At 57.1% G+C, this 24,106-nt stretch carries 11 protein-coding genes; 6 read left to right on the top strand and 5 right to left on the bottom strand.

Annotation, left to right across the window (positions count from 1 at the left end):
* From Fuma_RS08155 to Fuma_RS08145, 3 genes are all read right to left on the bottom strand, one after another.
* Nucleotides 1–1,317 (bottom strand): B12-binding domain-containing radical SAM protein, encoded by a 1,317-nt coding sequence (locus tag Fuma_RS08155; RefSeq protein WP_077023686.1) that lies wholly within the window; start codon nt 1,315–1,317, stop codon nt 1–3.
* Nucleotides 1,318–1,347: 30 nt separating this feature from the next.
* A complete protein-coding gene (locus tag Fuma_RS08150; protein ID WP_218922410.1) occupies nt 1,348–9,309 on the bottom strand; it encodes a hypothetical protein in 7,962 nt (2,653 codons plus the stop codon).
* Between the two features lie 194 nt (nt 9,310–9,503).
* Nucleotides 9,504–13,028, bottom strand: a complete 3,525-nt coding sequence (locus tag Fuma_RS08145; RefSeq protein ID WP_077023684.1) for a hypothetical protein — start codon at nt 13,026–13,028, stop codon at nt 9,504–9,506.
* Nucleotides 13,029–13,384: 356 nt separating this feature from the next.
* Here Fuma_RS08145 and larE point away from each other — a divergent pair, with 356 nt between their 5' ends.
* Nucleotides 13,385–14,272 carry an ATP-dependent sacrificial sulfur transferase LarE gene (gene larE, locus Fuma_RS08140; protein WP_083731896.1) on the top strand — a complete coding sequence of 296 codons (888 nt, stop codon included), beginning with the start codon at nt 13,385–13,387 and terminating at the stop codon, nt 14,270–14,272.
* Between the two features lie 179 nt (nt 14,273–14,451).
* Nucleotides 14,452–15,180: a polysaccharide deacetylase family protein gene (locus tag Fuma_RS08135; RefSeq protein ID WP_077023683.1), complete on the top strand. Its 729-nt coding sequence runs from the start codon at nt 14,452–14,454 to the stop codon at nt 15,178–15,180.
* Between the two features lie 33 nt (nt 15,181–15,213).
* Here Fuma_RS08135 and Fuma_RS08130 read toward each other — a convergent pair whose 3' ends face one another.
* Together Fuma_RS08130 and Fuma_RS08125 are read right to left on the bottom strand one after the other, a co-directional pair.
* Nucleotides 15,214–16,821 carry a glycerol-3-phosphate dehydrogenase/oxidase gene (locus tag Fuma_RS08130; RefSeq protein ID WP_077023682.1) on the bottom strand — a complete coding sequence of 536 codons (1,608 nt, stop codon included), beginning with the start codon at nt 16,819–16,821 and terminating at the stop codon, nt 15,214–15,216.
* A 7-nt stretch (nt 16,822–16,828) separates the two neighbouring features.
* Nucleotides 16,829–17,491: a hypothetical protein gene (locus Fuma_RS08125; RefSeq protein ID WP_077023681.1), complete on the bottom strand. Its 663-nt coding sequence runs from the start codon at nt 17,489–17,491 to the stop codon at nt 16,829–16,831.
* 1,427 nt (nt 17,492–18,918) lie between these two features.
* On the opposite strand from Fuma_RS08125, the gene Fuma_RS08115 reads away from it, so the two are divergent.
* The 4 genes from Fuma_RS08115 to alaS all read left to right on the top strand — a co-directional run bounded on the left by Fuma_RS08115 (nt 18,919) and on the right by alaS (nt 24,085).
* A complete protein-coding gene (locus Fuma_RS08115; protein ID WP_218922409.1) occupies nt 18,919–19,959 on the top strand; it encodes an IS630 family transposase in 1,041 nt (346 codons plus the stop codon).
* A 96-nt stretch (nt 19,960–20,055) separates the two neighbouring features.
* Nucleotides 20,056–20,382: a VanZ family protein gene (locus Fuma_RS08110; RefSeq protein WP_077023679.1), complete on the top strand. Its 327-nt coding sequence runs from the start codon at nt 20,056–20,058 to the stop codon at nt 20,380–20,382.
* A 268-nt stretch (nt 20,383–20,650) separates the two neighbouring features.
* A complete protein-coding gene (locus Fuma_RS08105; RefSeq protein WP_077023678.1) occupies nt 20,651–20,944 on the top strand; it encodes a hypothetical protein in 294 nt (97 codons plus the stop codon).
* 498 nt (nt 20,945–21,442) lie between these two features.
* On the top strand, nt 21,443–24,085 hold the full coding sequence (gene alaS, locus Fuma_RS08100; protein ID WP_077023677.1) for an alanine--tRNA ligase: 2,643 nt from the start codon (nt 21,443–21,445) through the stop codon (nt 24,083–24,085).
* The last annotated feature ends 21 nt before the right edge of the window (nt 24,086–24,106 follow it).

The raw sequence follows: 24,106 nt of genomic DNA, 5'->3' as shown, positions 1-24,106 counted from the left end.
TTACTCCGAGTGTTGTGATCGCAAGCTTCGTGCTCGTCTCATAATTCTGCGGCGGATGTCGTTGCGGCGCTTTGTGGCATGCTCGCTAAAGACACGCTTCAGGACGTTCCGAAATCCGGACTCCAGTTCGGCCACTGACATACGATCGGGACGATACGTGACATCGAACAAACTGTATGCCGACCAGCCTCGATCTTCCAACAGTCGGCCCTGATCCGCCAGGCTGCGATGCAACGCCGTGCCGGGGAATGGTGTTTGAAGCGTCACTTGAACTTCAGCCAAGGGACTGCGCAGAAGGAAGTCAGTCAATCTGTCGAGTGACTCCGGAGTTTCGCCTTCGGCACCGGCGATAAAACATCCATTGACTGCCACGCCCGCGTCTTGAATAGCGGTCACCGCGTTCATGATCCGGTCCAGTTCCGCCTGCTTCTTACCCATGCCCGGATAGCGAAAGACCAGCGATTCGATCCCCACCAGCACCTGCACGCAGCCCGACGCAGCCAGTCCTCGCAGCACATCAGCACATTCACCGATGCGCCAGTCGGCTTCTGTAAACCAGCGAGCATTGACGGCGGAAAAAGCGTTAAACAAGGGCTGCACATTGCGACTTCCAGCAAACGTGTTGTCGTCAGCCAGTTCGATCATTGGCCGAGGCGTGATCTGCGCGATGATTGCCAGTTCTTCGCGGATGTTCTCAATTGGCTTTTCGAAGAAACGCCCCAGCAACCGACTGGATCCACAGAAGTCGCACGAAAACGGACAACCAGTCTGCGTCTGCAACGTGAACCGCGGCGGACGGTGTCCCAATAATTCAAATCGCGGCATCGGCCACAACGGCGGAAGGTTGCCTTCTGAGGTGTAGCGTCGTTGCAGTTGGCCACCGAGCGTATCCTGCAACACCTGATGCCAAACGCGTTCGCCGCGTCCAACGATCACGGCGTCGCAATGAGTTTCAGCTTCTTCCGGACAAGCCGACACATGCAGGCCACCCATAACGACCTGTACTCCGGCCGCGCGCACGCGGTCGCTTAGGATGTAAGCCTCTTCAACGGATGCTGTCAGTGCTGAAATCGCGACCAGATCCGGCTGCTCGTCGGTGATCTGTTGAACGACTTTTTCTGTGTACGTCTGGACGCCGTGATAACTGCACGACCACGGTTTCGGTGTCAGGCCTGCCAGTGTGAGCATGCCAAGAGCTGGTAATTCTGCCAGCGCGGCGGCTCGAGAAGTCAGGCCGGGGAGACTCATGCCCAGCCGCCGCATCTCCGGTTCGCGAACTCGAAATCCCGTCAGCGGGACGAATGTGACATGCGGCATGATGACGAGTTCAGACGGTTCGAGTTTCCATCAACTGGCGACCACCGATCGAGGCTCACGATTTCTGAGGATGCTGATACAAACGCAAATTGCGGCGGCGATACATACCGTCAGGGCAACGTAGCGAATGTCGCCGGGAAGGCACAGCCAGCCAGCAAGACCGATGACGGATGCCAGAAGGCTGATCCGCAGGTTCAGATTTCCGCTTGAAACGCCCTTCAACAGGATGACTGCCACGATCAGGCACGCGAGACTCCAGAGGATTCCCAGCCCGAAGTGAATCGTTTTTCTGTCGCGAACAGTTAGCGTCAATTCCGCGTTACCACCGGGGCGAATGAAGTCGTGTCGGATGCCGTCGGCTGGGATCTGGAAATCGATCGACAGTAGTCCGGCAGCCGGTGCAGCTGATGGAACCAGCATTCCGGCCGCATCAAGTTCTTCGACTTCTGGCACTGCCGCCTGCTGCGGAACGACGAAAGCTGCGGCCGGAGGGGCGGACTGACGGTTGAGTATCAGTGGAACATCTAACGACTGAAACGGATCTGCTGTTATACCGCGGCCTGCGGCATTCGGTTCAGCGCGTTGGTCTGAGTACTGCAGAGTTTGGGCCTTCGCCTTTTGAGACTGCTTCTTGAAGTTCAGTTCCCGGCGGTTTAGCAACTGTGATCGCTTTTGAGCGTCGGGCTGCTTACCCAGTATCGATTGTCCTTTGTCCGATTTTTCGTCGACGGCTCGTGTCTTCGACTGGTCGAACTCTCTGGACTCTTCGTCCCACTGAATCCCAAAGTCGAAATTTGTGTCGTCGTCGGCGTCAGCTGCATTGCTTTCGTTGGCGGGCAGGCCCCGAATGGTGTTGCCGAAGAAAAGCCCATCAACATTGGCGCTGTTGAAGCCGTTCTGGGTCTGTTCCAGTTCCATCAGATAGCGATTGCTGTCGTGGCGCTGGAGCACGGTGCCGCTACGGATCGCTCCGGAACTATTGGCACCGCCGTAGCCGCCGGACCTACTGTAATTGTCCTGCCGTTGCAGCACCTCACCCAGTTGCTGCAGCGCTTCGTTTCGCTGTGATTCGGATTCGGCCGTATTGCCGAGCTGTTGCTGCAGGTTCCGTTGCTGGATTTCAATTTGTTCACGGAAGCCGTGAAGGCGACCTGGTGCGTTGCTGCCGCCAAGCGACTTCACTGCATTCGCAATCGACTTTGCATTGTCCACGTACGACAGTAGTTCTGCTTCCGTAAAGTCGGTCTGTGTCGCGGGCACCACGTTGGTTTGCCGTGGGTCATCAACCACCGCCGCATGCCAGGATTCCGGCACAAACACGCTCCACGTATTCCGCGACACCGCGATACCGTAGTCCGGGAAGTCGCGGTATTCGGGGAATTCAGGAGCTGGAATATTCAGCTGCTGCCCCGCAATGTCGTTGGGCGATACGCTCAGCAAACCGGCCAGAGCGAATTCCACGTCAAACGGTGTAGAGATTTCACCGGACTGTGGAACAGGAATCAGGTGAATCGTTTGTTCGCCTTCTAAACGCGACACAACCCGAGTTGGCACACCTTTCACAAGGCAGTACAGGAAGCGACTGGTCTGCGGAATCATCACCGGTAGAAACTGACGCGATTCGTTGCGTACCTGTAGAGCGTGTCGGGACCGCCACGTGCCGTCTTCTGCGATGACAGTCGTATGAGCGGCCAACGCGATGACGGCCGGTGCGACCTGCTGGCGTTCAGGAAACTTCAGGATCCATTGCGAATTTGGCTGGCCCGATTTTAAGCGGCGAATCGCAACCGACTGCTGCAGGAAACCTTCTGGAATTTTTGTGCGAATGTCTTCCGGTGCGACATCGGCTCCATCGGTTTGCATGTTGACCGCTTCCAGCAGACCGGCCGATTGATTGACGATTACCCAGAAATGCGACTGGCTGGCGATGGTGCCGCTGCCTTCTGCCCCAACCACAAACTGGGGGGGACTCGCGGTTATTTGTTTCGAATCCGGCAACGGCAGCGTGCCGGTCGCGACGATGAAAAACTGTTCGCTGGCGGGCTGCTGCAAATGAACCGTTACGGGAATGCGACCGTCGGCAGGTGAGCCGTATTCGAGCTGCCTTAAACCGGGAATACGGAAGTCGAACACGCCTTCCAGTTCCGCCGGAATCGTAAACGACAACTGCCGCGTGGCCGCTCGCGTGATTTGCCAGTTCAAACCCAGAGTTAGTTCGACAGAGGTATCGGTAACGTTGGTCACCGTCACCGATTCGGCAATCAGCGACGCCGGTGCCTGTCGCAGAGTCAGTTCAATCGGATTTGGTTTTGCGGCGTTACTGGTGAAGGAAATGTCCGCCGCATCTGGTTGAAGCTTTTTGAGTCGCGGGTCGATCGCGGAACCGGACCTCTTCCAGCCATCAGCCGACGAACCTGAAATTTCAGAGGCTTCATCCAGCCAGATGCTGACCTGTGTAGCGACTTCGTCCGCACCGACGACTCGCGGAACCAACATCTTAGCCGCGTCGGTTCCTCCGGTGCGGCCGGTTTGTCCACGCAGCGTGACGGTAATTGTTCCCTGCTGAGCTGCCTGCAACTGCACGTTCAGCGTTTTCGTAGTGGCGTTCTCCTGAGTGGCTTCGCTGAAGTACCAATCCGCCAGATTGTTGGCGTTGACGTCCAGCGCCAGAAAGTCGGATGGGACTTCAATTTCCAGACGCCGCCGCGGTGAACCAGAGACGTTGGCGGTGATCAACGTCGTCCAAAGCTGCCGCTGAGGTTCAAGTTGCACGCCGTTTAAGGAAATAACATTCATGCGGTCTGCCGTGCGGAAAACTTTCACCGATATCGCGACCGGATGCCGCGTGTAACGCCATGCCAACACCCGAGGCGCTTTTGTACCTGCGCCGTTAGGCAGCGCTGATTCGGCGGCGTTGATTTGACTGACGCCGGATAATGAGTCGACGCGCACTTCCAGTTCGCGTCCAGCCAGGATAGTGACGTTGCCCGAATCGCGCGACGCTCCTTTGACAACCGGCACCGGCACAGCAACGTTTACTTTGTCGGTTGAAAAGACTTCGCGGCGGAACAGTGTGAGGTCGATACGTGTGGCGGCCTCAACGGGCTGACGGAACAGCAGACGCAAAGTTTGGGCATCGTCGTCGGGAACATTCCAGCCTGCGATGTCGGCACCTTCCACCGATTGAACGGCGTAGTCCTGTGGGATGCCAATTTCCACTTCGGCCAGCGTTCCCTGGCGACAGTTGATCGCGATGGTGGATCGGCTGGTCAGTCCCGCGTCGTCGATTGTCAAAGCGGAATTGACGGTCGCGTGGTAGCTGGTGTCGGCCGCGGTTTGAGTCGCTTCGGGCCGCCATGCAATTTGAACGCCATTGGCGTCGGCGACAGGAATGACGACCGATCGTTCCTGCTGACGAAACGCATTGCTTTGCCCGTTGACCCGCACAGCAAGACCTTCGCCGGGAAGTTCAAACGCAACCGTTCCGGCGGGCACTGGTCGCACAGGTAGCTGAAGCCTGCCGACGGAACTTTCGACTGTTGCCGGGACTTCAAAAGCCACGTCCAGAACATGTGCGCCCGGTTCGGGAATTCGCGCCGTGTAGCCGGAGGCCGCTGCGATATGTTGAGCGACTTCCGCCTGTTGTAACTGCTGCTGCTGCTGCGGCTGCTGGGGTTTGGCCTGAGCCGCTTGTTGGTTTGGTGCCTGATTCAGCGTGTTTGGGCTGCGGACTATGGGCGCACGTTCCTGAGGCAACAGCACGGCGTCGCCTTCGTCCAGTTTTGCTGAACGAATCGCCACCGGACCGATCGGAAGCGCCACATCGATCGGCTTGTTGCTGGAGCTGTGAATCACATACCGGACGGTAAACGCCTGCGACCATGTCGCGTCTTTCACCTGCTTGAGTTCGCCACTTTTGTAGAAGGCCGCGACGACTCGGCTGGGCGCGGACAGTTTTAGATTGCTGAGTTCGCCGGGGTTGGCAGCGTTGTAGAGTTTCAGAAATTCGTCACGCGGCAGGTAAACTTTGTCGGCCAGCAGTTCCGGTTCCCCCGGCGTGTATGGCAGCACGACGTTGGGCCGCAGTTGATTGTCATCTTCCGCTTGAGGTGCCGCGACGGCATGGCCGCCAGCTGCGAATACCGCAAAGGCCAACAGTAGGCCGGACGTCGTGACGCTACGAGGCTGGAACGTGCTGCGCGGGCCCGACTGGCAGCAGGTTGCGATTGCCTTGCTAATGCACCGCGCGATAGCAGCGACAATCCACAGGGCGATGCCTGCTAAAGTTCCCAGCACGATGCCGTCGGCGATACTCTGCCACTGATTTGGCAGCAGCGGTACGGCGGCGACAGCGACCAGAAGGAACACGATGGCCACGGCAGCTTTTGTGCCGAGTCGAGCTCGATTCATCCACAGGCACAGCAGCAGAACGATAGCCGCCGCGACGATTCGATAGGCGTTCAATTGGCTACGTGGTTGCACGACGACCTGCAACGTCCCCGCTTCAGAAGTGCCGCCAATGGAACGGAATGTCATCGAACGATAATCCTGAGGACTGGCGATTTCAGCTCGAATAGAAAGGCGCGCAGAACCACTGAGGCGGGCGGCGAGTTCGCTGAGCCCCGGGCTGGAAATGGCATCCTGCGGCGTTGTCCTTGGGAGCGCCAACGGCATCAGGACTTCAGTTCCGCCGACCGGCGGAGCAACTCCGCCGCCCTGTTGTCCCTGTCTTTGTTGCCCCTGGCCAGCCATGCCCATTGGCATGCCGCCCATGCTACCGCCGAAACCTCCACCTTCCATGCTGGCGTCGTTGCCTGGGCTGCTGCTTTCGCCGAACATTTCTTCAGGTCCACGACTTCCGCTCACCCTGCCGAGCGGCTCGCTGGCTGGTTCTGGCGTGGCGGCGTCCATGCTTTGCACAGCGACATCGTCCATTTCTGATCCGGTCGACCGACCGTACCGCGCGTCGCTTTGCATCTCCGCTTCCAGTGCCTGATTTCTGGCATCGTTCAGGGCCTGTGTACGCGGTGACGCCTCGCGCGCGTTCTGCACGGCCGGGCGTATTAACGTCACTAATACGGCGATGATTGCCAAAACGGCCAGCACGTCGATGGCTCGTTTTTGCTTTCGCACCATCAGTGCCGTGACCACGAGTAGCCCCAATAGAAAGACGCCCAACGGAATCAGGCGACGCAGCGCATCGGTCGTTGACGGCAGATAGGCCATTGATGCCAGTGCCTGCAACCAGCCGGGTTGTTCGAGGTCGCGACTCGGATGGAACCCGCCGTCGTTATCTACCAGCAATGCGGAATCCGGATAACGGACGTCCCATGTTTGTTCCAGAATGTCGATCGGTGCGGCTGCACCTTTGTCCGTGTCGATGGAAAGCTGTAGTGATTCCTGAGTTGTCTCGCCCAGAAGACTCACTTCTGTATTGGCCGATTCGAACAACACTTCCAGTACGTGCTGATTCTGGTCGCTGCCCGTTGGGATCGCGACCAGATAGTCATCGCCATCACGCCGCACTTCGACTGCTTCGTCGTTCAGGATAGTTGACCAAAGAAACGATTCTTCAGCATCTGGCAACGTAAATCGAAGCGTCTGCACACCGACGCACGTCAGTGAAACTCGGCTGGAACGCTGAATCGCCCCGGTGTCGCTTAGCACGCTCACGTTGGCGATTTGTTCACAAACTGCCGACGGCACGGCTTCGGTGTCGAACCGAGTTTCATTGATCTGCAGGTTGTAATCCGGCTGAATAAACCGATACACGAGCGCCGTGCGGCGGCCGGTGGATTCGGCGGGCGGTTCTACCAGACCTGCATCGGCTGGTTTGAGTCCGCTGGCTGATAGGTCGTCGGCGGCTGGGGTGAGCTGCTGTTCGGGCGACGCTTCAAACACGACCAGCCCGTGCTGCCGCACGGCGGACGTCACCTTCGCAAACGGTGCTGTCAATTGAGTTTCCTGCGTGCGCGGTTGCTGGACGAAGGCTTTGATAGTGACCGCTCCGGCAAATCGCTTGTCGAACGTCAAAGAGAACGTGCGCTGTCCATCTGCTGGTTCGGTCGCCGTTTGTTCTGTAATGCTGACGGACGCGGGGACCTGCTGTTGTTCAAAGCCAGGCACCTGTGCGACAGAATCGACAGTGAACCGAACATCTTCGCCAAGGTCTGCCGGCAGCGTGACCTGCAATGTGCGAGTCGTACCATTGGTGATGTCGACGGTTATCACAGCGTCGACAGTTTTTTGTCGCATGTCCATCCACGATCGCAACACGGAGCGGCTGGAAAGTCGGACCGGCCTGCGTTCGATCGCCAATTTGCCCGAATACACGCTGCCCTGCGTTTCAAACAGCAGCGTGCCATCGTCGTCTCCTGCCGGTGCGAGTCCCTGAATTTCCAGAGGCGACATTGTCAGGTCGCGAGCCGCCGAAATCTGATACGTGCCGCCCACTATCAGCGTTTCTGAAGGAGTAATCACCGGCAGCGACAGTGTTTGCTGCGTGGCCGGATCTTCTATCGTGCGGGTGAACGTGGTCCTGACGTTGAACAGGCCACCCGCTGGAATCGGTGCAGCTGGTTCAACGACGATGGCTGATTCTGTTGAGCCGCGTCGCCACTTCAGAGCGTTGTTGTTTTCGTCAGCCACGGTTCGAATTTGCCAGCCCTGCGGAAGTTGCAGTACGAGTTCGTACAGCGAATCGTTAAGCGTTTCAATGGCCATGTCGCATCGAAAGGTGGCCTGAGTGTCTTCAATGGCCAGTGTTGAATTGACTTCCGCAAAGAGCTCCCGGTCGCGCGGTTTCACAGAAACAGACAGCGTAAAATCCTGCAGCCAGAAATCGAACACTTCACCAGCCGGCAACATTGACGACAGTATGTCGGTACTTAGTTGCCGGATCCCACCACCAGCTTCCGCCAGCAACCGCAGTTGATCTTCATGAGTCACCACTAATTGTCCCGTGTGCGATGTGACATCGACCAGTTGTAGAGTGGGAATCGTAGACGCTGCGTCGGACTTCAGACCGGCCACAGCGGCAATGCTGATCATCCGGTCGTCGCTGAAGGGCTGACGATAGTTCAGGACGACTCGCGTGACGCCCTTCTGTTTGGGGTCGTCCTGCAGCGTCCACGATTCCAGCCCTGCGGAATCCACGGCCGTCACTTCCAACTGCGCGGGGACTCGTGCGACCACCTGGTTGATTGAACTGCCAAAGACTGAAAGGCGTGTTTGAGAATTCCAGCGCAGGTTGTCGCTTGTGAGGCGCAGCCGAGCGTCCGTGCGAGCGAACACCATGGATTGCGTGTCTGTTTGTTGTCGTCGCGCGGTCCACTTCAACTGGATGTCGGCTGCCGCCCCTGCGGGGAACGTGTATTCGGCGGGTTCACTGATTGGTTGCGGGCGTTCGAGTTTCAGGTTGCCGACTTCCAGATGGCGTTCCGGTGGACAGGCAACTGTGAAGTTGCTGGCCACGTTTTGAAGGACCCGAAATGCGGCAACGCGATCACTGCCCACCGTTCCCAGTGGCGTGGACATGGTTAATTGTAAAGTGAATCGTCCGGGCTTGTCGTGCATCAACGTCAGCAGATCACCCTGCTGCGGATCGCGCCCGATGGCGGCCGCTTCATCGCCGATCTTCGCATCTTCGACCATCAGATTGCCGATTGGGAAATTCAACGAAATCCAATGGTCGGCGAATTGTTCGATATCCAGTGAAAGCTTGACGATGGCGTGATTCTGAGAACGCTGCACGTTATAGCTGGCGGTGCGAATGACAGCCGGAACAGGCAGCTCGGAACGACTCCGCACAGCCTGCTGAGCCTGCTGCAGCAACGCCTCGAATTCGTCGCGGGGCAGCATGACACCGTTGGGCGTGCGTTCGAAAATCGCATCGAACTGATCCGCGGGGACAAATTGTTCTCGCGCGGGGCCTGATTTATCCTGAGCAGTTACCGCTGGAACGAGCAAAGTTGCCAGCACGAGAGTAAACAATTTGATTAGGGTGGCACTTCCACGACGTGGGAGTGTGCCGCAGGCACAGGAAGCTGCTATCGAAGGTGAACGAAACGCTGAGGCTGAGGTTGCGTTGCGGCCGTGAGACCGGCTTCCTGTTGCTTTGCAACACAGCCTTGCAGGCTGTGCCACCCAAACATCTTCATAGGCTTTGTGAGGATTTACGCTATCCATCACGACTTCCCTCCCATCAGATCGTCAATCATCTTTTTTACGTCAGGAGAAGGAGTCACCGTCCCGGGTGGCGTCGGTGGACTGGCTGATGCGTCTGCTTCAGTCGGTTTTGTTGCCGTCGGTGCCGGGTTTGGCGGCGACATCACCGGGGCCGGCGAGGTTGCGGCCGCCACAGTGGCCGCACCACTGGCATCTGGCTCAGCGGCAGGCGATGCGTGATCGCGGTTGTGGCTATTACCCCCAAATAAGCCCGCCAGCCAGATTCCCGCGACTGCCACCAGCCCAAGGGAACCAGCGGAGAGAAACTGCAGCGTTTCGGAGCTGTCCTTCAACGACCACACGGCTACGGCGAGACATCCGATGATGACCATTGTTATGCGGTTCTCCCACGACGTTCGCCGCAGGATGAAGCCGATAAACAGCAGAGCTCCGCTGATGATGGCCACCAAAAACGGGCGGTTCCACCACGTGATTCTGATGACCGATTGTCGGCCTAAGGCTCGATAAACACTGACGTTGCCCTGGCGAGCGAACTCGCCGGTTGTGCCGCCACCGATCCATGTGTTCAGGGCTTCTGCTTCACGCGGAGCACTTGGCGAAACCAGCGGGTTCAGCAACTGCCACTGTTGCCGACCGATGATGGACCAGTTGTTGGGTTCTCCCACAAAAGCCACGTCCTTCGGTCCCCACACGGCTACTCGTGTTTCCTGAACAACCGTTCCACCACTGCTGTCACCGATGGCTGGCAATCGAAGGACTTGTTTACCGCCCCGACGATCATAAGGATACAGATCGGCGTCTGTGATTGGGCAGCGGAACTGCACGGTCAGCAGGAAGGCTTCGTCCGATGTGGCTTCGCGACTGATGTTGACGTAGTACGCTTCCCGGCCTTCTTCGACTTCCGCATCAGTGGCCGCTTCAAACGTGGTGCGGCTGGAATTCAGCAAAGGAGCCTGCAGGTCGGCTCCTTGAGGCAGGTCGATTCTTAGTCGTTGGCGTTCGCTGGTGGTGATCATGAAACGGCAACGGTAGCTGGCGATTGTTTGCTCGTCGGTCACGATTTCAATGGCCGATTTCGAAACCACTGTCGCCACGACTTCGTGAATTTCATGCTTGCGAATCGTGACAGTCGCCGATGCCGGCTGAGAAAAATAGCGGAATGCCAGGTACCCGCTTTGTTCCATCAGTTCCAGTTCCCGGACGTCGATCTTTTCGATCGTGTCGCCTGCCCCAGTCGCAGTAATTGATAACGACTCATGCCGCAACAGTCGCATTTCGCCACGAGTTTGAGTCAGCGTGACCTTGCGTTTGTCGCCCTGTTCGTCGGTGAATGGTGTGAGGATCCGCACGGGCTGCAGTTCGAAGGTTTGTTCAGCATCTTCGTCGAGCATGTCCTGCAGCGGCAGTTCCCAGTCGGCGGCAACCTGCACCTCGCCGGTGACTTCATTTTGCAGAACCAGCGTCCAGGTCACCCAACCGTCTTCGGCTTCGGTTGCCTTGTCGCGTTGCTGTATCGTGTGGTTGGGGTTTAACGAACGAAATCGAACATCGTCGGCCACAGCTTCCGGCACGGCCACTCGATAGGTGTCAAGCCCCGCGTTGCGGACATCGAATTTCACAACGCTGCTGACTTTCACGACATCAGGTTCGACACTCGCCGTCGTCGCGACGCTGCCTGACAATTGAGCGGGCCGGGGCGACGTGCGAACGGTAAGTGTGAACGGCCGTTGCGTGTACTTCCACGACGAGACGCGAATGGCACGCCCGATGGCTTGAGGATCGGTCGCCTGACCGGGAAAGACGCCGGTGACCTTTTCGTCGACCGTGACAGCGTCCAGGAACTGAGGTGCAAAAATTCCGATCTGCCCGGATTCTCGTTCGACATTCAACGGCGTGATGGTTGGGATTTCGGTTTCGACATTGTCTGCGGCTGCATCAAATGCCTGATGAGCCGTGATATCGACGTTGATTTTGCCCATGCGTTTTTGAGTCAGTGACAGCGTCAACTTTCCCGTTGCCTTATCGACATTGAATTCACTCATCCCGTCCGCTCGCACCGTGTCGATCGTCAGCGATTCCGGATACGACAGGTTTAGCTGAAACACGCCCGCTCGTTCGACCGTGTAAGTCAACTGTGATGTGAGACGCAATTCGTCATCGTCGAAGACGACACGAGTGCCCTGTTCAACCAGCAGCCGAGGTTCGACCGGCTTCGTTTGCACGATCAACGTGCCTGTTGTGCCGCTGAATTCCCACGCCTGCTGTTCAGCCGCCGCGCCCTTGGTGGCCCTCGCCGCATCAATGCGTTTTACGCCGGATTGTGATGTCACGACCGTTGTCAGTGACGAATCGGTCGTCACGGAAATGCGCCCGGACTCGCGGACAACTCCTTCCGCATGAATGCCTTGCAGCTTGCCATCTTCTGACTTGCCGACCAGTTGCAACGTATCGCCATCAGGAGTCCGTTCTGTCTGAACTCCGACTTGAAATTGTCCAGTGGCGGGCGTCAATAATTCGATGCGAAGCTGCTGGTGAGTTTCGCCGATTTTTTCGGCGTTCCAGTTTCGGATGCGGCCATTCGTCGAAACAACGTCAATGATTCTCGCGTCAGCGGGCACATTGACGGTCACTTCGGTCAGTTCCCCTCGTAGCACTTCGTAGTTCAACAGCGTTGTGGTCTGGACCAGGCCCTTTTCGATGCGGACGCTTGTGTTGTTGGCGACGCTGGCCAGCAAATCCATAATCGGCTTTGATCCTGCCTTCGGATTCCACCGCACTTCGAAGTGCTTTGTCGCGCCCAGACTGGCTTTTACGGTTGTCTGTTGCTGATTTTCGTTGTCAGTTGGCAGCAGCACCTGAAGGGGGGCGATTTCGATGGATTGATCGGGTTCCGGAATCGTGAGTTCTAACTCGCTGATTCCGACAGACGGGCAGTTCAGCGCAAACGACCGGCTTTCCGGCGACGTTTTCACTGTGGCCAGAAGTTCGATGTCGAGCGAGTATTGCCCTGGGCCGTTTAGCAGAAGCTCGTATTGCCCGTCCGCGATGCCTCGCAGAAAAACTTTTTCATCGTCATCCGCCGTGATTTTGCCGACAGCCGCACTGCCGAAGTTAAGCGGTAGCCGAGCCCAGCCTTTCTCCTTCAGCACTGTCACCTTTAGCGTGGCCGTCAATCGCACGACGTCTTTTTCGACGGCCCCTGCATAGGTGGATTGCGTGATCACGGCATCTGGCGACGCGGCTGCGTTGGGGGCGCGGTCGAGGTAGTTCTTCAGCAGTTCCAGATATTCTGCGTAGGGAATGACGGCCGACGCATTCTGGTTGTCGAAGACCTTCTGCAGTTCTTTAAACGGCACATAGATCAATCGATCCCATTCAATGACATCGCTGGAGTCATCAGAGGAACTCTCGGCCGTTGAAGCCGTGTCGGAAGCCACTTCGTCTGTGTCATCCTGAGCAACGACAGTGCTGGAAATGATTGAAACGGCCAGAAGCCATCGAAAAAGGCTGGCTGCGGAAGGCATGCCCGGGGCCCCTTTATTTGCAGGAAGGTTAAGAATTCGTAAGTGCTACGGCACATGTAGTTTGAGCATCCTGCCCAACTGTTTACGACGTTTAGATTCTACCAATTGCGCCGAATTTACATATTCAGCCCCGTCGATTTCTCAGGTCAGAAAGATTCGTTAAGACATGACGTGCAGCCACGCGGTTACACACAGACTGCGTCGCTGTTTTGGTTGGAGCGGCGGAATGGCATGTTTAGTTCCCTGGAATCTGCGAATGCAGCGCCCGTCGCTCGGAATTCTCGAACGTCCGTTGCGGCCGTCACGACGTGTGGTTTTTTCGCATCCTGGTGCGAAACTCTTTTTCGGTATACGCTATGAACATGCAGAGTGAACAACTTAATTGCGACATCGCCGAAGACATGTCTCATCTTGCTGCGCGCCTTGTTGAGATCGTGCGCACGTACGGGCCGGTGGCCGTCGCGTTTTCGGGCGGCGTTGACAGCGCCGTCGTGGCAAAGGCGGCGGTGGACGCACATGGCCATAAAGCTGTTGCCGTGACTGCCGTCAGTCCGAGTCTGGCGACAGCAGAATTGCACACGGCTCGACAGGAGGCGAAATTCATCGGCATTCGACACGTCGAAATCCAGACTAACGAATTTCAACGTCCCGAATATCAAGCCAACGCCGGCAACCGCTGCTTCTTCTGCAAAGACACGCTGTATTCGCTGGCGTCGTCGAAGCTGACGGAATTGGGCGTTGACTGCATCATCAACGGGGCGAACGTAGATGACCTCGGCGACCACCGGCCCGGCATGCAGGCCGCGGCAGAACACAATGTTCGCAGCCCGCTGATCGAAGCCGGCATCAACAAAACTCAGGTACGCCAACTGGCCGCGCATTGGAATCTGTCCGTTGCCGAAAAACCGGCCGCACCGTGTCTCAGCAGTCGCATCGCCTATGGCGTTGAAGTGACGCCGGAACGAGTTCTTCGAGTCGAACGCTCGGAAGAGCTTGTGAAGTCGCTGACGGGGATTCGGGAACTTCGAGTACGGCATGAAGCGGACGACCTGGCTCGCATTGAAGTTCCCGTCGACGACCTGCCGCGCCTGTTGCAGCCCGATGTTCGCGAACGTATCACGGCCGAATTGCTGAGCTACGGTTTTCGCCGAGTGACCGTGGATCTTGCTGGCTTTCGATCGGGAAGTCTGAACGACGCACTGCCAGTCGTGACACTCGGCCTGAATGCACCAAACGCGACGTAAGCGGCGGGGCATCGGAGACATCTGCCGATTCGCGGTCCGTCTTGCTGCAGCGCGCGTTTTGCGTGGCGGGTAAACTCGGCCAATTCCACCGGTTTGCCCCATTCCGCTTACAGGCAAACGCCCACGATTGCCGACGTCACAAAGTGGGCCTACGCAATGCTTAAGCCGGAGGGATCGGAGTGCTGTCACTGTTTACCATTCTGCGACCCCATCCGCGCCGAGTTGGTTTGAAGCCTGGCGAAGTCGTGCTGACGTTCGACGACGGCCCCAACCTGCAGGACAACGTCACGCCCAGCTTGCTGAACATTTTGCAACAGCATTCGGTAAAGGCGGGCTTTTGCGTTGTCGGCGATCAGGTGCAACGGCATCCTGAAGTTGTCCGTCGGATGCACCAATCCGGGCACTTGCTGATCAATCACACGCAACATCACGAACATCCGGTGCGTCAAAACACGGCCACGCTGATTGACGAAATCTGTAGTTGTGATCGAGCGATCGGCGAAGCCGTGGGCCTTCCTGATTATCGCTCAACACTGTTTCGAGCTCCGTTTGGCATCGTCACGCCCGCTGTTCGCCGCGCGGTGAAGCGCACTTCGGTTCAGCAGGTGCTGCTCACACACTACGGCTGGGACACTCGTGTCGGCCCGAAGGATTATCGGCCTGTCGTCGACATCATGCTGGAGAATGCCAGGCGTCTTCGGGGTGGCATGTTCGTCTTTCACGATGGCAATTTGTGCCCTCAGAAAAAACTGGAGCCGGACTGGAATCGCTCCGTCGAAAATCGAAGCTGGGTGCCTGAAGCCGTCGACCGCGTGATCACGGAACTCAAGGCCGACGGACTTCGCTTTGTCCTGCCCCCGCAGCCCGAAGCCGAGTCGCAGACTCACCAACAAGCTCAGGCCGCTTGATCGAGCGAATGCGTCCAACTCGCGACGGCAGTTTCAGGCGGACCAGCCCGCTGGCTTCCAGCTTTCGGCCGCCTTCAGAACATCGGCCGTCTGACGTTGCTGTTCGGCGGCGTCCCACTCGAGCGGCTCGGCGGCGAGTGATGCGGCGTCAGACACGATCCCGTCGGTAAGCCGAGCCAGCAGCATGATCGGAACTCGCCGACGCAGCAGGTCGTCCAGTGAACGAGGCATCTCGTCTCGTGCGGACAACACGATCTCAGCGCGACAAAATGGCACGTCTTCGGCGATCCGTTTTGCCAGGTCAGGAGTCGCCTGCACCAGCGAAATCAGATCCGCCATGCGTGAGCCGTAGCGGCGAGCACACTGCTGAGCAGTGGCGGCGTCGATGCCCGCTGAAGTTGCCTTAGCGATTGTATCACTTAGCCATTTCGCGAACGGTTGCGGTGGAGACCAGACGGTTGGGGCGGCGTCTTTCAGTCCGTCCCACTGACGGCCGATTCGTGGCATGACGGCTTCCAGGATCCCGCCCGCGTCAACGCGAGCCGAGGTGTACTTTCCGCCAACCGAGGTAAACAGACCTCGCTTCGTTTCTTCCACCGCCCATTCGCGCGAAACCTTCGACGCCGATTTTCCGGCTTCGTTTTGCAAAGTCCTCAGGCCCGCAAACGCAGCGATAATATCGTCGGTCGTCCACGGCGTTTTTAAGTAGCTGTTGGCCGCAGCAAGCAGATAGCTGATGTCGTCTGGTTCCACTCGCACACTGGCCGGGTCGTCTTTGAAATCTGTGTCTGTGGTGCCCAGCAGCGTCCGACCGTACCACGGGATCAAAAAGAACACGCGACCGTCCTGCTTCGAAGTGAGCAACACAGCGTGGTCAGAATGCAAAGCCGGCATGACCAGATGAACGCCTTTGGTCAGCCGCACATCATCTGTGTTTTGTTCCAGGCCAAATTGTCGAAACACCCACGGTCCTGCCGCGTTGACAACGACTTTTGCTGAGACCTCCACTTCTGCGCCCGTGGAATTATCGCGAACGACCGCGCCCGTGACTTTATCGCCTTCCGTGAGCAGCGATTGTGCGGTCACGTCGTTACAGGCGACGGCTCCCGCTTCGATTGCTGTGGCGACCACTTCCAGGGTCAGGCGAGCATCATCGGTGCCACAGTCGCCGTAACTGAATCCGCCGACAAGCTGATCAGCGGCCAACGCCGGTTCTGTTTGCACGATTTGCTGAGCAGAAAACGACTGATGCGGGCCGACCGGTTGACCAGACCCGGCAAGCCGGTCGTACATCCACAAACCGGCCTTCAGCTTCCACCGGCCGACTCGGGAATCTCGATACACGGGCAACAAAAAGCGCAGAGGGCGCACCAGATGTGGCACCAGCCGGTTCAGTTCGCGACGTTCGTGCAGCGATTTGCGAACGAGGCCGAATTCGTAGGTTTCCAGATACCGAAGTCCGCCATGCAACAGCTTCGACGACGACTGCGATGTTGCACTGCCCCAGTCGTCCTTTTCGATCAACGCAACCTTCAGGCCGCTGCGAGCGGCGTGGCAGGCGGTCCAGCTTCCATAGATGCCGCCGCCGATGATCAGCATGTCGAAGGGGCCGTTTTGCAGGTCGGCAAAATTTCGTTGCATTTGTGAGCTAACTACCATTGGCGACAATTTTCAGCAGGTCCGGACCGCGTTGCGTAAGTGTATCGCGGGCAGCGGCCAGCACTTCGATCACATCATCCGAAGCCGCCGGAAGTTTGACTCGATGCAGCACCTGGTTCAACCGGTACAGCAGCCTTTCGTCGTCGAAATAGTCGTCCAGAAAACGTTCTTTGCGAAAGGCGGCGATCAGTCGAACCAGTTTATCCGTGGGACGTGTGGTCATCGTGTTCACGACGGCCTCAAAATCGACGGCATCGATTTCAGCCAGCACGTCGTAATAACGGTCGAGTAACGATGTGTCTGCCGCGGCCAGCGTCGCGTCCAGCAGCAGTTCGACCGTGATGTGGCCCAGAAAGCCGGGCCGATGATCGTAGCGGTCCGGCATAAAGCGGCGGAACCCGGAACTCAATTCCGCTTCCAATTGCTGAAACAACGCACAGCGATGAAAGATGTCGTCGTCCGCGTGATGCTGCAAAATGCCAAGGCCGATCTCACGAACCTGCGGATCGTTTGAAGCTTCCACCACCGGGGCTACCAGTCGGCTGCGAGCTCGCACCTTGCGATCGATAACGCTTAACCAATCCGGCACGGCAGTGCCCGCCATGAACAACGGACGATCAAGATATTTATAGCCGTGAGCTAAGAAATTCATGCCGGAATTCTGACACTTCTGCGCCGTGCCTAAGAATAGATATCGATACTGACCGGGAAAATAAAAACGGCCCTGGATGCCAACTGGTGACTTCCAGAGCCGTCAACTTGTTTCTCAAACTGATCTGGCGATCTGGTTTGAGTTGGTGGCTGCCGAGTGGACAGCCCGCCGACCGTCACGTGGCGGCACCACCTCGAATAGGACTACAGTAATCATTCACCAGATCACCTCCTTTCTATTGAATTGAGTTCCCCTTCGCACAGCCTGCAGAAAGCTGTGATCCGGGCTTCCGAATGCCGAAGCGCGTCACTCCGGCCCAGAACTTTCTGAATTCTTGCGAATTCGCAGGATGAGACAAGTCGAATCTGAAAAAGGTTCACGAATCAGGCGGCAACCGCTGGCCTTCGGAACCGGGGGCGGGCTGGCGAAGCCGACCTGGACGTCGCCCCGCACGCAGTCTGGAATTCTGATCGAGTTCCCCCACTAATACGCATCCTCTGCGCCTGAACAACGCATTCTCCAAGGCAGCTGAAATCAAAGGCCTCGGAAAATCTGGGCTTTTGCCAGCGTCGGCAACGCACAAGGGAACGTCTTTGGTCTTCGGAGCCGAAGTAGCAAACAGAGTTCTGAGAGCGCCTCACCAACCCTCGCCGTGAGGTGCCAGCCACGCTCCTGCGATCCGTCCTTCAAACCAGAGCGCTGCCTTTCCCGCTGGCCAATCGCTACACTTTCTCACCGCCATCCCCCCACCTGATCCACGAAGTCGTAGCACAGGTTGATCTCGAACTCAGCGAAGTGCATTCGTGCGGTTTAGAAACGGCGACCTCAACGCCCGTTCGATCGAGCTCGTGATTTGCGATTTGGTGAACTGGCTGCCAATCCGATAGCGATAAGGATGACGGTCGTCTGGATCCAACGCGAAGAGGTGCTGTTGCTATCCTCGCCAGGCACGGTTGAGAGGCTGCCGGGAATATCAGGCAGCAGAGAAGCATGGCTGACATGCGTCGTGGACGTGAATTGAAACGCACGGTGATGAGCGACGTGGGCCTCGGGGCCGAATCGTAGCGCGCTCTGGCCGGAACCAAGCGGAATGACAACCGTGTGAGGATCAGCCTTGATCACGTCGAGTTCGTCCAGCTCGACGAAACCACCATTCGTATCCGCAAGCAGTTCCCTAAGCGACGCTCGTGCTTGGGATTTCTTAGCGGCAGACTCAATTCTGATTTTTACGGGCGGCGCCTGAAATTCCCCGGACGACTGTGGAACATGACTTCCGTCTGGAATCGTCTCACTCGGCGAATGCGATTTCTCAATCTCTAAATGACCGAGCGGAATCGTGGGGCGCGGGGGGTGTGAAGGAACATGGGAATCCCTGACCTTGAAGTAATAATTATGGTTGCATCCAAACACTTCAAGGAGGAATTCCCATGGAAGGAATTGTTTCACGCCTGAGTCGCCGCGACAAGCGGAAACTTGTTCAGCACATGCGACGATGTCAGAACGGACAGATGAGAATTCGGTATTTGATCGTACTTTCGTGTGCTGAGGGGACGCCACCTTCCGAGGTAGCCAAGCAACTGAAAGTATCCCGTTCGACCGTGTATCGTGTGGCGGAGCGGTTCAACGAGTTCGGAGAAACAGGCCTGGCGGACCGGCGTGAAGACAATGGTGAGCGAAAGATTGACGAGGAGTTTCTTTCTTCACTGATCAAACTGGTCGGTTCGTCACCGCAACAGTTCGGGTGGCCACGCCCGACCTGGACGCGAGAGTTGCTCGTGGTCACGATGGCCCGTTTGACGGGCGTCTCGATCCATCCTTCAACCATGAGCAAGGCGCTTCAGCACATCGGTGCTCGCCGCGGTCGCCCCAAACCGACAGTGAATTGTCCGTGGTCAAAAGCCGCGAAAAACAGGCGTCTCAGGGCCCTTCGAACGCTGAAAGCGACGCTGCCATCGAACGAAGTCCTGGTGTATGAAGATGAAGTTGATATTCACCTGAACCCCAAGATCGGTCTGGACTGGATGCTTCCCGGGCAGCAGAAAACCGTGCTGACGCCCGGAAAGAATAAGAAGCGGTACCTCGCTGGTGCCTTGAATCCTCGCACCGGCAAGGTGACATGGGTCGAGGCTGACCGAAAGGATAGTCTGTTGCTTATTGACATGCTCTGGACGCTGCTGGAAACCTATCCTCGTGCGAAGAAGATTCACATCATTCTGGACAACTACTGCATTCACTCCACGAAGATGGTGCAGCTGACTCTGAACAGCCCAAAGGGCAAGCGACTTAAGTTGCACTTCCTGCCACCCTACTGTCCCGATCACAATCGGATTGAACGGACATGGCTGGACCTGCATGCAAACGTGACCCGCAACCACACTCATCAGACGATGGATCAGTTGATCGAGGATGTTCGCAAATACCTAACCAACCGAAACCGGAAAAAGCAACATTACAATGTCGCCGCCTGAACAACTGTCCCATAATCACGCTCGGTCATTTAGCACCAACCGTTCACTAATGGAGTGACGTTGTAGCGAGAACCTTCCGTTAGGCGACCTACCGTAATGACCAATCGGCGCTGGCTGGTTCTACTGATTTGCCTGCTCTGGGCCGCGTCGATCTTCGCCACGTCTTCCACTGTCATCACCCCTCAGGCGTTTTTCACATGGTTTCGCGCCGATGTCTTCGATGACCCGGCGTCGTTCCGGCGATTCCAGCTATTTTGGGGCGCCTCGTGGCTCTTCATCGTGAAGGGCTGGCACGTCACTGAGTTTGCGATTCTTATGGTTCTGGCAACAATGGCGATCGACGCTTTCTCCGAGCATCGCAAGATCAGAAACTTAATCATCGCGGCAGCCCTTTGTGTGCTCTATGCCGCCTCTGACGTATGACATCAAACCTTCGTTCCAAAGCGTGGCGGCATATTCTCCGACGTTCTGATTGACCCCGGCGGCATCGCAATTGCATTCTTCTTTCTTTACCGGAAACGGCGACCTAAACCAGTGGTTCCGGTCGCCTAAAATGGTTTGTGCGTCAGGCCCTCGGCATTCCTTCGCCCTTTGGCAACAGGCGTTCGCCTTGGTAGAATTTCCGGTAGTTCACATGTCGCTCGCTTAGTTCAGGGCGGTGTTGTACATACCTTTTGTTGGACAACCGTCGATGAACGCAATTCATGAATTAATGGAACAGCATGATTGGCATGTGACGATCGAGGTTGATCCGAACACTGGCGGCGATGGGCCTCGTGTTCGCTTCGATGCGGATGCGAAATCATTCCGCAGAGTCGCCGCTCTTTTGACCGCCATGGCGGATACAGTCGACAATCCCGAACATCCCGCGTCAGACGTGGGATGGCAACTTGGATTCAACCCGGACGATCATCCCCAGCTTACTCTCAAGAATGCTGCATTTCTGTATTTGAACTGTCTCCCTAATGACGCGAACTTAGCGTAGCAAATAGCCTTTGGTCGCGCGGTGACTGCATTCTGATCTCGCCGAGGAAAACGCACCTGCAAGGCGGCTCCGCTGGCTGCATACTCGTGCCGGAGTCAGGGGCTTGCGGTGGGTCGGGCATCCGGGTTCGGCCGGTGGCTGGCAGGGCCTGCGAGGTGGCTGAGAAGGCTGCAATTCTCTCGCCTTTTGGACAATCTGCCGCCGATGGGCCGTTCGTCGTGCAGAAAGTCGCTTTTTGTGTAAACTCCCGCCCTTGCTGCGTGGAAACTTCGGAACAAAAAGTGGCGGATTGTCGTTGTTCGGTCCCCGAACAGTGCGTTGGATCGCAGAGTGATCCGACACCTAAATTACACCGTCGTTTCTTAACTATCAGCAAGACTCCGGCCAAATTTCCGGAACTGCCGCTCGGACAACCACCCGTTGGTCGCCGACAAAGTAAATGTCACAGAGTACAGAACTAACTGAGTTAGACTTGAACCGTTCCTGAAGCCCCGCGCCATGAAAACTGACGAACTCCGCGAAAAGTATCTTTCGTTCTTCGAAACCAAGGGTTGTCTCCGTCGGCCCAGCGATGTGCTGGTTCCCAGAGATGATCCGACCGTGCTGTTCACGCCGGCTGGCATGAACCAGTTCAAGAACGAATTCATGGGCATCGGCAAGCTGGAATTCACGGCGGCGACAACGTGTCAGAAGTGCCTCCGAACCGGCGACATCAGCAACGTCGGTGTGACGCCGTACCACCACACGTTCTTCGAAATGCTGGGCAACTTTTCGTTTGGCGACTACTTCAAACGCGAAGCCATTCACTGGGCCTGGGAATTTCTGACCGACGCAAAGTGGCTGGGGCTGGACAAAGACCGTTTGACCGTCAGCGTCTACAAAGGCAAATGGGGCTTCGACGAGGAAGCGTTCAACATTTGGAAAGATGAAATCGGGCTGCCCGCCGATCGCATTGCGTGCCTGGAAGAAGACGAAAACTACTGGCCAGCCAGTGCGCCCAGCGAAGGTCCGGACGGCGTTTGCGGGCCGTGCAGCGAAATCTTCTACCATCCTCCCGGCGTTGACGGCGACGTGGAAATCTGGAACTTGGTCTTCACTCAATTCAACCGGGTGGGAGATCCGCCGGACAACCTGAGACCTCTGCCGTCCAAAAATATCGACACCGGAATGGGACTGGAACGCACGGCGGCCGTGTTGCAGGGAGTTTCAAACATCAGCAACTTCGAAAACGACGTGCTGAAGCCACTGTGTGTAGCCGCAGGCGATGTTGTGGGCGTTAAGTATGAGTTTGCCGCACCTCAGGGACGAGCCATCCGCCGCATCGCCGATCACGTGCGAGCTGCCACGTTTGCGATGCATGAAGGCGTGATGCCGGACCGCGAAAAAGAGAATTACGTCATCCGGCAACTGGTTCGGCGGGCTCTTTTAGAAGGGTACCTGCTGGGCCGCAAAGATCCGTTTCTGTATGAAATCGTTCCGGCTGTCGTGGACGTGATGCAGGGAGCCTACCCGGAGATTGGCAAAACTGTTGAAAGCGTCCAGAACAGTTTGAAGGAAGAAGAAAGCCAGTTTCTGGGGACGATCGAACGCGGCTTGAGTCGCTTCGACCGTTTTGCAGAAGCCGCCAAGTCGGCCGGATCAAAGTCGATCAGCGGCGACGATGCCTTCACTCTGCATACCGAAGACGGCTTCCTGATTGAATTGACGGAAGCCATCGCGGCCGATCGAGGTTTAACCGTCGACATGCCCGCGTTTAAGGAACGCATGGGCGTCCACGAAGAAATCAGTCGTGGCGGCAAAACGGTTTCCGTGATGGCGGCTGGCCCGTTGGACCTGCTGCGTAAGGAACATGGCGACACGGAATTTGTCGGGTACGAAGAAGCAACATGCGACAGCCGCATCATCGGCTTGATCGTTGACAAAAAGTCGGTCGACTCAGTGCCAGCAGGCTTCAAGGGGGCGATTGGGATCGTGCTGGACAAGACTCCGTTTTACGGCGAATCCGGCGGACAGGTGGGGGATTCAGGTTGGCTGAAGAGTGACGGCGTCGAAGTCGAAATCACTGACAGCCAAAAGCACCAGCAGACACTGTTTGTGCTGGAAGGTCGCTTACGCAAAGGGCAGCTTGCCGTCGGCGATACAGTGACGGCAGAAGTTGATACCGAACGCCGGTCGGCGATTCGGCGAGCTCACTCCGCCACTCACATTCTGCATCACGCACTTCATAGGACGGTCGGCGAAAACGCGACTCAGCGAGGTTCCAAAGTAGAAGCCGACGCGCTGCGGTTCGACTTCGCTCACAAGCAGGCTCTGTCGCCGGACGAAATTCGTCAGGTAGAAGACATCATCAATTCGCAAATCGTTGGCGGTTCCGAAGTAAACACCGAACTACTGCCAATGAAGGAAGCTCGCGAACGTGGCGCGATGGCCTTGTTTGGTGAGAAGTACCCGGACAAGGTGCGAGTCGTCACGATGGGTGACTTCAGCGTCGAACTGTGCGGGGGAACTCATCTGACCAACACCGGGCAGGTTGGCCTGTGCCGTATTACATCCGAAGAACCTGTTGCAAAAGGCGTGCGGCGTATCACGGCGGTCACCGGTCCCAAGGCCCTGCAAAAAGGTCGCGAAACCGATGAGCTGGTCATTCAGCTACAGCGAATGCTGAAGGCGACGAAGGAAAGCGAACTGCCGGCGCGAGTTGAAGCGTTGCAGACTCAGCTAAAGGATCTCAATCGTCAGCTGGCCGAACTATCGAAAGCGTCGGTAGCCGATGCCGTTGGTGAAGTCGTCGCGGCTGCTGAGGAAGTTGGTGGCGTTAAGATTGTCGCACAAAAGCTGGAAGGCGTGCCTCGCGAAGCACTGCGAGACTTCGTGGATCAGCTCCGTGACAACCACAGCCCAATCGCAGTTTTGCTGGCCGCAGAAATCGATGGCAAGGTGGCCCTGATTGCTGCAGTCAGTAAGTCGCTGGTCAAAGAGAAGGGCATGAATGCCGGAGCAGCGGTCAAAGCAGCCGCTCAGGTGGCTGGCGGAGGCGGCGGCGGTCGGCCGGATATGGCCGAAGCCGGAGCGAAACTCGTTGACAAGATCGACGAAGCCATCGTTGCCGGAGCTGACGTTTTTCGTCAGCAGCTGGGTTAGAGTACCATTTCAAAGGATCTG

Origin of the sequence: Fuerstiella marisgermanici, assembly GCF_001983935.1 — a bacterium.
Classification (GTDB): Bacteria; Planctomycetota; Planctomycetia; order Planctomycetales; family Planctomycetaceae; genus Fuerstiella; species Fuerstiella marisgermanici.
This window is presented reverse-complemented; position numbering and strand designations above follow the sequence as displayed.

Bases quoted from the DNA above. Each gene is read 5' to 3' on its own strand.
- Fuma_RS08155 (WP_077023686.1), bottom strand. From the start codon at position 1,317: ATGCCGCATGTCACATTCGTCCCGCTGACGGGATTTCGAGTTCGCGAA.
- Fuma_RS08145 (WP_077023684.1), bottom strand. From the start codon at position 13,028: ATGCCTTCCGCAGCCAGCCTTTTTCGATGGCTTCTGGCCGTTTCAATC.
- larE (WP_083731896.1), top strand. From the start codon at position 13,385: ATGAACATGCAGAGTGAACAACTTAATTGCGACATCGCCGAAGACATG.
- Fuma_RS08130 (WP_077023682.1), bottom strand. From the start codon at position 16,821: ATGCAACGAAATTTTGCCGACCTGCAAAACGGCCCCTTCGACATGCTG.
- Fuma_RS08125 (WP_077023681.1), bottom strand. From the start codon at position 17,491: ATGAATTTCTTAGCTCACGGCTATAAATATCTTGATCGTCCGTTGTTC.
- Fuma_RS08115 (WP_218922409.1), top strand. From the start codon at position 18,919: ATGGAAGGAATTGTTTCACGCCTGAGTCGCCGCGACAAGCGGAAACTT.
- Fuma_RS08110 (WP_077023679.1), top strand. From the start codon at position 20,056: ATGACCAATCGGCGCTGGCTGGTTCTACTGATTTGCCTGCTCTGGGCC.
- Fuma_RS08105 (WP_077023678.1), top strand. From the start codon at position 20,651: ATGAACGCAATTCATGAATTAATGGAACAGCATGATTGGCATGTGACG.
- alaS (WP_077023677.1), top strand. From the start codon at position 21,443: ATGAAAACTGACGAACTCCGCGAAAAGTATCTTTCGTTCTTCGAAACC.